Source organism: Polaribacter sp. Hel1_33_96 (genome assembly GCF_002846595.1).
GTDB lineage: Bacteria > Bacteroidota > Bacteroidia > Flavobacteriales > Flavobacteriaceae > Polaribacter.
Window position 1 is genome coordinate 1,630,180 of sequence record NZ_PJMV01000001.1, and the last position, 12,379, is coordinate 1,642,558.

Annotated in this window: 14 protein-coding genes; 9 read left to right on the plus strand and 5 right to left on the minus strand. The window is 28.7% G+C overall.

Annotation, left to right across the window (positions count from 1 at the left end):
* Window positions 1-9: 9 nt before the first annotated feature.
* From ATE90_RS07200 to ATE90_RS07220, 5 genes are all read left to right on the plus strand, one after another.
* The gene (locus tag ATE90_RS07200) at window positions 10-1,959 is read left to right on the plus strand and encodes a BatA domain-containing protein (RefSeq protein ID WP_036785704.1); all 1,950 of its coding nucleotides are present in this window, start codon (window positions 10-12) and stop codon (window positions 1,957-1,959) included.
* Window positions 1,956-3,212, plus strand: a complete 1,257-nt coding sequence (locus ATE90_RS07205) for a dihydroorotase (RefSeq protein WP_036785701.1) — start codon at window positions 1,956-1,958, stop codon at window positions 3,210-3,212. The genes ATE90_RS07200 and ATE90_RS07205 overlap by 4 nt, the downstream gene beginning before the upstream one ends.
* Before the next feature lie 6 nt (window positions 3,213-3,218).
* Entirely contained in the window at window positions 3,219-3,545 is a 327-nt protein-coding gene (locus ATE90_RS07210; RefSeq protein ID WP_036785698.1) for a DUF4870 domain-containing protein, read from the plus strand.
* Window positions 3,546-3,573: 28 nt separating this feature from the next.
* The gene (locus ATE90_RS07215) at window positions 3,574-4,212 is read left to right on the plus strand and encodes an alpha/beta hydrolase (RefSeq protein ID WP_036785695.1); all 639 of its coding nucleotides are present in this window, start codon (window positions 3,574-3,576) and stop codon (window positions 4,210-4,212) included.
* A 165-nt stretch (window positions 4,213-4,377) separates the two neighbouring features.
* Window positions 4,378-4,977: an SOUL family heme-binding protein gene (locus ATE90_RS07220; RefSeq protein ID WP_036785692.1), complete on the plus strand. Its 600-nt coding sequence runs from the start codon at window positions 4,378-4,380 to the stop codon at window positions 4,975-4,977.
* Between the two features lie 109 nt (window positions 4,978-5,086).
* On the opposite strand, the gene ATE90_RS07225 is transcribed toward ATE90_RS07220, so the two are convergent.
* The 5 genes from ATE90_RS07225 to ATE90_RS07245 form a co-directional block, all read right to left on the minus strand.
* On the minus strand, window positions 5,087-6,625 hold the full coding sequence (locus ATE90_RS07225) for a hybrid sensor histidine kinase/response regulator (RefSeq protein WP_036785689.1): 1,539 nt from the start codon (window positions 6,623-6,625) through the stop codon (window positions 5,087-5,089).
* A gap of 5 nt (window positions 6,626-6,630) precedes the next feature.
* Window positions 6,631-7,116 carry a Rab family GTPase gene (locus ATE90_RS07230; protein WP_036785686.1) on the minus strand — a complete coding sequence of 162 codons (486 nt, stop codon included), beginning with the start codon at window positions 7,114-7,116 and terminating at the stop codon, window positions 6,631-6,633.
* A 19-nt stretch (window positions 7,117-7,135) separates the two neighbouring features.
* A complete protein-coding gene (locus ATE90_RS07235; protein ID WP_036785683.1) occupies window positions 7,136-7,945 on the minus strand; it encodes a hypothetical protein in 810 nt (269 codons plus the stop codon).
* Window positions 7,946-8,311, minus strand: coding sequence for a hypothetical protein (locus ATE90_RS07240; protein ID WP_036785680.1), 366 nt, complete (start codon window positions 8,309-8,311; stop codon window positions 7,946-7,948). It abuts the gene before it with no gap.
* A gap of 106 nt (window positions 8,312-8,417) precedes the next feature.
* The gene (locus tag ATE90_RS07245; RefSeq protein WP_036785677.1) at window positions 8,418-9,200 is read right to left on the minus strand and encodes an MBL fold metallo-hydrolase; all 783 of its coding nucleotides are present in this window, start codon (window positions 9,198-9,200) and stop codon (window positions 8,418-8,420) included.
* A 76-nt stretch (window positions 9,201-9,276) separates the two neighbouring features.
* Between ATE90_RS07245 and ATE90_RS07250 the strand changes: the two genes are divergently transcribed.
* Genes ATE90_RS07250 through ATE90_RS07265 form a run of 4 tightly spaced genes read left to right on the plus strand, consistent with a single transcriptional unit; the run spans window position 9,277 to window position 12,378 of the window.
* Window positions 9,277-10,725, plus strand: a complete 1,449-nt coding sequence (locus ATE90_RS07250) for a hypothetical protein (protein WP_036785673.1) — start codon at window positions 9,277-9,279, stop codon at window positions 10,723-10,725.
* A gap of 50 nt (window positions 10,726-10,775) precedes the next feature.
* Window positions 10,776-11,324: an RNA polymerase sigma factor gene (locus ATE90_RS07255; RefSeq protein ID WP_036785669.1), complete on the plus strand. Its 549-nt coding sequence runs from the start codon at window positions 10,776-10,778 to the stop codon at window positions 11,322-11,324.
* Between the two features lie 31 nt (window positions 11,325-11,355).
* Entirely contained in the window at window positions 11,356-11,898 is a 543-nt protein-coding gene (locus tag ATE90_RS07260; protein WP_036785666.1) for a hypothetical protein, read from the plus strand.
* Window positions 11,899-11,925: 27 nt separating this feature from the next.
* On the plus strand, window positions 11,926-12,378 hold the full coding sequence (locus ATE90_RS07265; protein WP_101451142.1) for a sensor of ECF-type sigma factor: 453 nt from the start codon (window positions 11,926-11,928) through the stop codon (window positions 12,376-12,378).
* Window position 12,379: the final 1 nt, after the last annotated feature.

Consider the following 12,379-nt stretch of genomic DNA (forward strand, 5'->3'; position numbering starts at 1 on the left):
TATTTTTTGATGCAATTTAAAAATCCAGAAATTCTTTACTTTTTAGCACTACTAATTATCCCCATTTTAGTACATCTTTTTCAGTTGCAAAAGTTTGTAAAAACACCATTTACAAACGTTGCTTTTTTACAAAAATTAGTCCGAGAAACACGTAAAAGTTCTCGCTTAAAAAAATGGTTAATTTTATGTGTTAGAATGCTATTATTTACAGCGATACTTTTTGCATTTTCACAACCCTATTTTAGTAACAAACATGTAAATAAAAATCAACATACTTTTATTTATTTAGACAACTCGTTAAGCACTAATTCAATAGGAGATAAAGGTAATTTATTACAAATATCAGCTCAAGAAATTATCGAAAATGCTTCAAAAAAAGACACCTATTCTTTACAAACTAATGACCGTTTATACAAAGACATTACGTATTCAACATTAAAAAAAGAACTACTTAAAGTAAAAAATGTATCAACAAAATTAGATTTAATGAGTATTTTCTTAAAAATAAAGAGTATTCAAAAAAATAAAACTAACACTTTATATAAAAATATATTAATATCTGATTTTCAGACTAATTACAAAAAAAAGTTTACAAATGTAACGCCATCATTTTCGGCTATAAAATTACAAAGCGGTCAGAAAAACAATGTTTCTATAGACAGTGTCTTTATCGACAGTACCAACAAAAATAATTTCATTGTAAATGTGGTTGTTAAAAATCAAGGAGAAGCTAAAAAAAATATTCCAATTGCTATTTTTAATAGCGACATATTAATTAGCAAACAGTCCTACTCTATTAAAAAAAATGATACAAAAATCATCTCTTTTACAATTCAAAACCAATCTAATTTTTCGGGAAAAATTGAGACCACTTTTAACGATACTTTCACTTTTGACAACACCTTTTATTTCAATTTAAATTCCACTAACAAAATAAACATTTTAAGCATTGGTAACGAAGCTGATTTTTTAAGAAAAATTTACGCAAAAGACGAATTTAACTTCACTCAATCTTCATTACAGAATATTAATTATAACTCCATCCAAAAACAGCAATTAATCATTTTATATGAGTTAGAAAAAATTTCAGACATTTTATCAAAAAGCATTATAGATTATTGTAATAAAGGAGGCAATCTTGTCATTATTCCAAATATTAAATCAGAAATTAAATCTTATAATATTTTTTTAGCAAAAATTGCTGGATCAAAAATTAATTCTAAAGTTTCCGACACGTTAAAAATTACAAATATTAATTTCAATCATCCTTTATTTAAAAACGTATTTTCTAAAAAAGTTCTTAATTTTCAATATCCAACCACACAAAGCCATTACCCTATTTCATCAAAAAAAAGCAGTAAAATTGTTTCCTTCGAGAACAACTCATCCTTTATAAGTCAAATTAAAGACGCTAACAGCAGGATTTACTTGTTTTCAAGTGCACTGAACAAAAATAATAGTAACTTCCTTAATTCACCTTTAATCGTACCTGTTTTTTACAATTTTGGAAAATTAAGCTTTAAACATTCAAAATTATATTATTATTTAGGAGATAAAAATTATCTGGACATAGAAATATCATTAGAAAAGGATGAGGTTTTAAATATCTCAAATTCAAAATCATCATTTATTCCAGAACAACAAACATTTCAAAACAAAGTAAATATAACAACCAAAGAGCAACCTAATAATGCAGGCTTTTATTATATTCAAAGGAAAAAAGATACTTTACAAATTTTAGCTTACAATACACCAAAAGAAGAAAGTATACTCAATTTTATGAATTTAAATTCACTAAAAGAAAAAAACAGGAACATTCATATTTCTACTTCTATTGCTAATGTTTTTAAAGATTTAAATGAAAAAAATGAAGTTCATTGGCTTTGGAAATGGTTTTTAGCCTTGGCAATTGTATCTTTGCTGTTAGAAATTTTGATTTTAAAATTCTATAAACCATGATTACACTTATTAAAAATGCAACTATTATAGATGCTAACAGTCCTTACCATAATCAAAAAAAGGATATTTTAATCAGTGAAGGAAAGCTTGAAAAAATTGCAGATTCTATTCCAAAAAAAGACCATTATACGGTTTTAGCGTTAGAAAATTTACATATATCTTGTGGCTGGTTTGATACCAGTGTTTCTTTTGGAGAACCTGGTTTCGAAGAAAGAGAAACTATAAAAAATGGTTTGCAAGTTGCCGCCAAAAGTGGATTTACTTCAATTGCTTTAAATGCGAATACAAACCCTGTTATTGACTCTAAGTCTGATGTTGAATATTTAATTCATAAGGCTTTTAATACCGCTACAAACTTATATCCAATTGGTGCTTTAACAAAAGAAAGCAAAGGTATAGAAATAGCCGAATTATATGACATGCAACAATCTGGAGCTATCGCTTTTGGAGATTACAACAAACCCATTGAAAATGATAATCTCATGAAAATTGCACTGTTATATGTACAAAATTTTGATGGATTGGTGTTGAGTTTTCCAAAAAACAATGCGATTGCTGGAGACGGAATAGCGAATGAAGGTATTAATAGTACAAAATTAGGGCTAAAAGGAATTCCTGCTCTAGCAGAACATCTTCAAATTGCGAGAGATTTATTTTTATTGGAATATACAGGAGGAAAATTACATATTCCAACAATTTCAACGGCTAAATCTGTTGCCTTGATTAAGAAAGCAAAAAAGGAAGGCCTGCAAGTTACCTGTAGCGTTGCGGCTCATCATTTAGTGCTAACAGATAATGAATTACATGGCTTTGACAGCAACTTTAAAACAAACCCACCATTAAGAACCAAAGAAGATATTAAATCACTACAAAAAGGCATTAAATCTGGCGATATTGATATAATAACTTCAGATCATAACCCGATAGATATTGAGCATAAAAAAGTAGAATTTAGTGAAGCTAAAGATGGTCTAATTGGACTAGAATCTGCATTTGGAGCAGTAAATTCAGTTTTAGAATTAGAAGATTTTATAAGCTGCTTTACAACAAAACCTAAAAAGATATTCGGCATCAGAAATCATTCTATCCAAGAAGGAAATATAGCAGACATCTCAATTTTCAATCCTGAAGTAGAAACTATTTTTACTAAAGCAGATATTTTATCAAATTCAAAGAATAGTGCTTTTATCAATAAAAAGCTAAAAGGAAAAGTTTATGGAATCTTCTCAAATAATCAACTTATTATAAATTAAATAGGCATGGAAAATTATACAGTAAACGAAGGAAAAACAGCCGCAATTATAAGTTATTTTTGGGTTGTAGGACTAATTATTGCTTTTATTATGAATACCAGTAAAAAGAATTCTTTTACTAGCTTTCATATCAGACAAATGATTGGTTTAAGTATTGCCTCTGTTTTAAATGGGTGGGTAATTTATGAATTTTTAGGAGCAACTGCAGGATCCTTTGTTGGCTTTATTCTTTTTATTTTATGGGTAATTGGTCTAATTGGAGCCATTAAAGGTGAAGAAAAAATGGTGCCCGTAATTGGAGAACAATTTCAAAACTGGTTTAAAAACATTTAAACCTTTTACATAAAATTATTTATTATTTATGAGCTTACAATATATAGTCAGAGAGCCAAAAACTGAAATTCAAAATCCTCCTTTGTTAATTTTATTGCATGGTTATGGAAGCAACGAGCATGATTTATTTTCTTTTGCTGAAGAATTACCTGATGAATTATTAATTGTGAGTGTGCGAGCACCTTATAATTTAGGTGCGGGAAGTTATGCATGGTATGCCATTAATTTTGATGATGTAAATGGTAAATTTTCTGATTTAAAACAAGCCAAAACTTCTTTAGATAAAATTGCTGTTCTGATAGACGAAATAAAACAAAAATACAAAACAAATACGGATAAAACTTTCTTATTAGGTTTTAGTCAAGGAGCAATTTTAAGCTATTCCTTAAGTTTTTTCTATCCAAATAAAGTACAAAACATTATCGCTTTAAGTGGTTATGTAAATATGGAGTTATTGCCATCCTCTATTTCGAAAGAAATAAAAACTAATTATTATTGCTCTCACGGGACTGTAGATCAAGTTTTACCTGTTGATTGGGCAAGAAAAAGCAAACCTTTTTTAGACAATTTAGGCTTAAAAAACATCTATTCTGAATACCCTGTTGGTCATGGAGTTGCGCCACAAAACTTTTATAGCTTTAAATCTTGGATTGAAGAGCGTTTATAAAAAACAGGTATTCATTGATACTTTTACATTTAAAAACAAGAAATTAGCTTGAGACTCTGAATTTGACCAAACAAGCAATGAGATAAGCCTTTAAGAAGAATATTAACCTACTCTAAATTTACAGTTCATTAAGAACTAAAATAGAGTTATATATAATTTTATACAATGAAAATATTACTAACCATATTCGGAGTAATTTTACTCATATTTATCATCTTCCAACTCTTTGCTATTAATGGACAAAAAAATATTGAAACTTATTCTTATGACGTTACTAAAAAATATGATGCCTTCGAAATACGAAACTATGAAGCAAGCTTATTTACTTACGTAAAACTTTCAGGCAATAAATACAGAGACGAATCAAGTAAAGGGTTCTCCATTTTAGCAGGATATATTTTTGGTGGTAATGATAAGAACGAAAAAATAGCCATGACTTCTCCGGTAGCCATGTCTTTGGAAGACTCCATGACTATGATGTTTATGGTTCCTAAGAAATTTAAAAAAGAAACGCTTCCCAAACCTGACCAATCAGAGATAAAATTTCAGGAAGAGCCCAAAAAAACGGTCGCTGCCATTGCGTTTAGCGGTTGGGCTAATGATGAAAAAATAGAAAAGTATAAACAAAAATTAAAATCAGCCCTGGATGCCAAAGAAATACCTTATACAAACCGATTTTTCTTTTTAGGATACAATCCTCCTTATGAAATTTTTAACCGTAAAAATGAAATTATTGTAGAGCTAAAAAGAGAGGCTATCGATTAAATGATTAGGAATAAATATCAGCAATAGCTTCCAAGAAACCAGACTCGTTTTAAATAAATTTCTATAATGAAAGACTGATCTTTATATAACCGGTTCTATAAAAAATTAGTTACCCAAACTTGACTTTAAGATTTTTATTCAACATTTGGACAAATTGTTTACTGGTAAATGGTTTAGGAATCACATCTATGAATCCTATTTTTAAATAACCTTCTACTTCTTCTTCAGTATGGTTTGCTGTTAGTGCTAATATAGGTGTTTCTAAATTCGATTTTCTATATGCTTCTTTCTGTCTTATCAAACTTTCTCCAGAGAGATTTGGCATGTTAATATCTAAAAGAACCATATCAAAAGTTTCTTTTTGCATTAAATTAAGTGCTTCTAACCCATCTTTCACTATAGTAAAATTAGCTTTCTCTTTTGTTAAGATATGAGTTACAATCTCTCTATTTAAAAAATTATCATCAGCAACTAAAATTTTACTGTTTTTTAGATAATTATTTTCAAAAATCTGTTCGTCAGAATTCTCTTCAACAATAACCGATGCATCAATATGAAAAGGAATATCTATGTAAAAAGTTGTTCCTACATTAATTTTACTAGTTACCCTAATGGTTCCATTCATTGCAGAAACCAAACGTTTTACTATTGCTAATCCTAAACCTACTCCTTTATGAATTCGATTATCATCTAATTCATTTTGCTGATATTCTTCAAAAACCGTCGCTATTTGTTTTTCAGACATTCCTCTTCCTGTATCAGTTACTTTAAAGGAAATTATCACATCATTTTCGTCTAAAGAAGTTAGATCTACATTTAATGAAATAGAACCTTTTTGAGTGAATTTTATGGAGTTGTTAATTAAATTTGTTAGAATTTGATATATCCTAACATCATCTCCAATCACAAATTTTGGTAGCTTTGGAGAACATAAAAAAAACAATTTAACATCTATATCTCCATGACTATACTCGTAATCATTAATAAGTTGATCTACAACATGATTTAAATTAACGGCTGATTTACTTAATTGTAATTTACCAGCTTCAAATCTTGATAAATCCAAAATATCATCCACTATAACTTTTAAGTTTTTCCCAGAGATCGTTAAATACTTTAAATATTTTTTTACCGTTTTAGAGATGTTTTCTTTATTTACTAACTCTGTATAACCAAGAATTACGTTTAAAGGGTTTTTAATTTCATGACTCATCATGGCTAAAAAACGTGATTTTTCTTCATTTGCTTGATCGGAAATTTTCCTTAATCTTTCTAGCTCAATATTTTTTTCATTAAGTTGTCTTTTTAAGAAAAAAAGATCGTTTCTATTTTGATTAAGTTTTTCTACATATTTGTATACATTCGTTCTATCATGTATCAAAATAGAAACCTCACTACCTAAATTAAAAAGCTCTACATCCACATTATACTCTTCCCCATTAGAAACGATTACCATTCCTTCCATTACGCATGGCTCATCAATTACAAGTCCTTCTAATGTGCCCTCTAAAAAAGGGCAAGCTGTAAATATAGATTGATTTAATACAAACTCTGAATGTGCAAACTTTCCTGCAACTAAAGCACGAACAACTCCTTTAGAATCTACTGTCAGTTCGATAAAAAAAAAATCAATTTTTGAGGATATCAAATTATTTAATTTAGGGATTGTTCTGCAAGTTTTATAAATGCATCTTCTACGTTTTCATCATCTTTTGCACTTGTAATTAAATCTATAGAAATTGAAATTGTTTTTTTTATCTTTTCAATTTCCCCAGATGCTAACAAATCTTTTTTATTCCCAACAACTGTTATGTTTTTCAAGCCAGAAAGTTGTTTTATAGTTTCTACTTGATTCTTTATATTACTATAGGTTTCTAATCGCGATAAATCAAAGACATACATAGCCGCGCTTGAGCCTAAAAAATAGGCTTTTGGTATTTTATCATTATCATTTACCCCAGCAACATCCCAAATTAAAAACTTGATTTCTTGATTGTTAACTTTTACAATTTTGGTACTAACGCGAGCACCAATTGTACTAATATAATCCTCAGAAAATTCGTTGAGCACGTATCTTCTAATTAATGAAGTTTTTCCAACTCCAAAATTACCAACCAACAATACTTTTTTTGCAATCATTTATAGAAGACGTATCAAATCATAGTGATTCGATAAATGTTTTTTTGATTATTTTATTAAGTTTCTCTTCATTGGACAGATAACTTCTGTCTCGTAAAATAATTTCAGCAAAATTATTAATAGTATCCAATAACTCATCTTTAAACTCATTATTTATAACTCCTGATGTTGCAGTAGCTATATAGATTGATTTAAAGTTTTGAATGGATAATTGAAAGGTTTCAAATTTAATATCCTCTAAATCTTGTCCTTCTTTAGAAAAGGCATCTTCAACAAAAGATTTAATGGCTGTAAGCATGCCAGAAACCATATCTTTGTCAGCTATGTTTCCTCTAGAATAGTTTCCTACGAGCAGACCAGAATCTTTTTCAATAATAAAAACTTCTTCTATAATTGGTTCAAAAACCTGTTGCAAAACATCTTCTGCATCGGTTGTATTTCCCTTGAATAGGCGTTTTATAATTTGTTTAACCGAAAACTTATTATTAATTGTATCGTTTATATTTTCCGAAAGTTTTGCAATCTCTGCAATAATAAATTTCTTGACTAATTTACCCATAATCGGATACAACGCCTCTACAACTTCATCTTGAGATTCTTTAATTTGAACTTTAATAGTTTCTGTAATAGTTTCTCCAAAATATTCAGGAAAATTTTCTTTTAAATCTTCTATTTTTTCATCAATTACTGGATCTACTTTGACTCTAAACTTTTCACGTTCAACAAATTCTTCTTTTAAAACATTAAAGTCTTTTCTATCATCAGCTAGAAGAAGTTCCTTAAGCAACTCAAAACGATTGTCTATATTATCTATAGTCGTTTTTTTCATCTATTCTTGAAGCATCTGTGCGATTTTCCCTAGAGCTCGTCCTAATTTTCTTCTGTCCGCTTTTTCATCCTCTAAATCTGCGATTTTTTTGTCTAAATCATCATTCAAATCCTGAAATTTATGATCCACTAAGCTTTCAAAATCTGCTAATTTATTTTCAAGAATGGTTACTGATGCTGCTAAATTCTTATTAGCTTTATCCTCTAGTGCTTTTAACTTGTCGTAAACATCTGCAAACTCAGTATCATATTGTTGAATGTTTTCACCAAATATAAGATCTCTAACTGCTGCAATTCTATTATCAACTTTTTGCTGTTGTTCTTGCTTAACTTCTACCCCGTTGACTTGTTCAATATTTTTTTCCATAAATTTTAGAATTGAATCCTTAATTACTAATTTTTTTTTTTTGAAACGAAAGCTTCTAAGCCTTAGCTATCAAACAAATATACATTAAAAAATATCTTAGAAAAATCTATACACTAATTTTTAAGCCATCATAAGCTAAAAAAACATTTTTCGGTAAATTCTTGGAAACCTCAGCATGAAAACCTAACTTATGACTGATGTGCGTAAAATATGTCTTTTTCGGTTGAATTTCATTAATAAATTCGAAAGCTTCTTGTAAATTAAGATGCGTTGGATGTTCCTCGATTCTTAGAGCATTTATCACTAAAACATCTAAATTTTTTAATTTTTCCTTTTCCTGTTTTGTTATTGATTTCATATCTGTTAAGTATGCAAAATCTAAAAACCTATAGGCGGTTACAGGCAAAGCACCATGCATTACCTCAATTGGTGTTATCTTTAAATCGTCAACAAAAAAAGGCGCATTCGCAACTATATTAGAGGTTACACTTGGGGCTCCAGGGTATCTGTTTTCTTTGCTAAAAATATATTGGAAACGCAACTCTAGACTTTCCAATGTTCTTTCATCTAAATAAATAGGCATATCTCCTATTTTATAACAAAAAGGACGCAAATCATCCAATCCTGCCGTATGGTCTGCGTGTTCATGAGTAAAAAATACACCATGAATTAATTGTATTTTTTCACGTAACATTTGTTGCCTAAAATCTGGGCCACAATCAATTACATAAGAAAATTTATCCCAAGAAATTAAAATTGAAGAACGCAAACGAGTATCTTTTGGATCTTCTGACAAACAAACAGGATGATTACTGGCTATCATTGGAATTCCTTGTGATGTTCCAGTTCCTAAAAAAGTTATCTTTAAGAGTTTTTTATCATTTTCCATTAAAACAAAAGTAAGATAAAAATTGTTTGATAGTGCTCTTATTTATTACATTTGTTAAGACTAAAAACATCCATTTATGGCAATATCTTTAAGAGGTGATCAAGAAATTAGCAGTGTACCAACTATTAAAAGCAAAGCTTTAAGAATAAACTTAAACACAGATATCTACGGAACTTTTGCAGAAATTGGAGCAGGTCAAGAAACTGCTCGTAATTTCTTTAGATCTGGTGCTGCTTCAGGAACTATTGCGAAAGCCATGAGTGCATATGATAAAGATTTTTCTGATGCTATTTACGGTATGGAAGAAGACAAACGATATGTAACGCAACCCCGTTTGGAAAGAATGCTAGGTCATGAAATTGATTTAATGGAAGACCGTTTAAGTCGACAAAAACATCCTGATAAATTATTTTTTAGTTATGCAAATACAGTAACTACAATAGATTTTGCTAAAAAATTTAAAGGTCATGGTTGGGTTGGTATTCGTTTTCAATTAGACCCTTTGGAGGGCTATAATGAAATTATTTTACACTTGCGTTTTAAAGAAACTGATGCAAGATTGCAACAAGAAACATTAGGAGCCTTAGGTGTAAACCTAATTTTTGGTGCTTTTTATTTAAATGATAACCCTAAAGATTTAGTAAAGTCTTTTTATGATAATTTGAGTAATGATCAGTTAGAAATTGATATGATTAATTTCTCTGGACCACGATTTATGTATGTAGACAACCGTTTAATGAGTTTACAGTTACTTAAAAATGGCATGACTAATGCGGTAATGTTTGGGCCAGATGGAAACAACTTATTACCTGCTCAAGTGCTATATAAGAAAAATATTTTGGCTTTACGTGGTAGTTTTAGACCTGTTACAAAGGTTAACATGGATATGTATGAAAAATCTAAAAAACTATTTTTAGCAGAAAAAAAAGTTGATAAAAGCAAAACCCAAGTTATTTTTGAAATTACATTGAGTAACCTAACCTCGGAAGGTAAAATTAACGAGCGTGATTTTTTAGATAGAGCTGAATTATTATGCTCTTTGGGACAAAATGTTATGATAACTAGCTTTCAACAATATTTTAAATTAGTAGAATATTTTAGCGAATTTACTAAAGAAAGAATGGGTTTAACCATGGGAACTCAGAATCTTATCCAAATTTTTGATGAAAAATACTATAGAAATTTGAGTGGAGGAATCCTAGAAGCTTTTGGAAAATTGTTTAATAGAGATTTAAAAGTATATATGTATCCTTATCATGATACTGTTTCAGGAGATTACATAAACAGTGAAAGCTTAAAAGTTCATCCAAGAATGAAAGAATTATATAAATTCTTTAAAAACAATGGTAAACTTGTAAATATTGATGATTTTGATAAAACCATTTTAGATATTTTTTCACGAACTGTTTTAAAAATGATAATTAACGGAGAAAATGGTTGGGAAGAAATGTTACCTGAAGGAATTGCAGAAACCATAAAGCAGAAAAGGCTTTTTGGATATTCGAGATCTCGAATAAAAAAATAAGAATTAAACCTTTTTAAAATTTGAAGGTCTTATAGTTTCAAACGATCTAGTTGACAAAAGAATCTCTTTTAATAGCGGAATTAAAAAATGTTAAAACTAAAGAAAAAGCGTTCAGAGAATTAATTTACCTCTACAAAAAACGCCTTTATTGGCATATCCGTAAAATTGTGATTTCTCATGATGACGCTGATGATGTTTTACAAAATACTTTTATTAAGATTTTCAGAAATATTGATACTTTTAACCAACAAAGTAAATTGTATTCTTGGATATACAGAATTGCAACGAACGAATCTATTACTTTTATCAATAAAAGAGCAAAAGAACGTAAAGAAGATATTTCTGATTATCAACAAGAATTAGTCTCTACTTTAACGAATGATAACCTTTTTACTGGTGATGAAATTCAACTTATTCTACAAAAAGCGATAGCAACTTTGCCTGAAAAACAAAAGTTAGTTTTCAATATGAAATATTTTGATGAATTAAAATATACTGAAATATCAGAAATTTTAGAAACTTCTGTTGGAGCCTTAAAAGCCTCTTACTTCCATGCAGTAAAAAAAATTGAAAAATATATACAAACAAGAGCTAATTAAACCTTTTTTTAAATTAAAGGTCTAAATAACAATGAGTAAAAAAATTAAAAATAGCGTTGAATATATCCTTAAAAAAAACGGAAAGAAAACTGGATTCTCCGTTCCTTCAGACTATTTCAATGATTTAGAAGAAACTATTGCTATAAAATTATTAGAAAAAAACTTTTCAAAAGAACATAATTTTGAGGTACCCGCAACTTATTTCAATAATTTAGAAGATACCATTTTAGCCAGTGTTTCACCTGAAGAAAAAGAAACAAAAGTTATTTCTTTTAAAGAACGATTTTTAAGAATTAGTTCAATAGCAGCAGCAGCATCAATTATTTTATTTATTGGATTGAATTCTTTTGTTTTTAAAACGAACAAAGCACTTACTTTAGATTCTCTTTCTAATGATGATTTTGAATTTTGGCTTGATTCTAACGCTGTCACTACCAGCGAGGTTGCTTTAGTTTTAGAAGATGATATTTTAGACGAAAATGATTTTTACTTTTTAACAATTAAAGATGAAACTATTGAAGATTACTTAAATAATTCCATTGATTATAAAGATTTATTAAATGAAATTAATTAAACATTATTCAGATTAAAAACATAGCTTATGAAAAATATAATCATTTTTATATGTATTAGCCTTTTTTGTATTCTTTCTCTTTCTGCCCAAATTAGAAAAGGAAGTAGAGATAAAATTAAGATGCTTAAAATTTCATATTTAACAGACCGGTTAAAATTAACTCCTGATGAAGCTCAAAAATTTTGGCCCGTTTACAATATTCATGATAAAAAGAAGCATGAATTAAAAGTTAAACTTCGGTCAGAAATAAAAAAGGCTATCAAAGAAAATGAGAATATAAATGCCGTTTCTGAAAATGATGCAGAAAGACTAATTTCATTAAAATTGAGTACTGAAAAGAAAATCTATGAACTTCATGAAAATTTTATAACTAAAATAAAAAAGATTCTTTCCTATAAAAAAATAATTCAGCTAGAACTTGCTGAAATGGAGTTTGGAAGAAAATTACTGAATAGATATAGACATAAAAAAGGAAATTAAA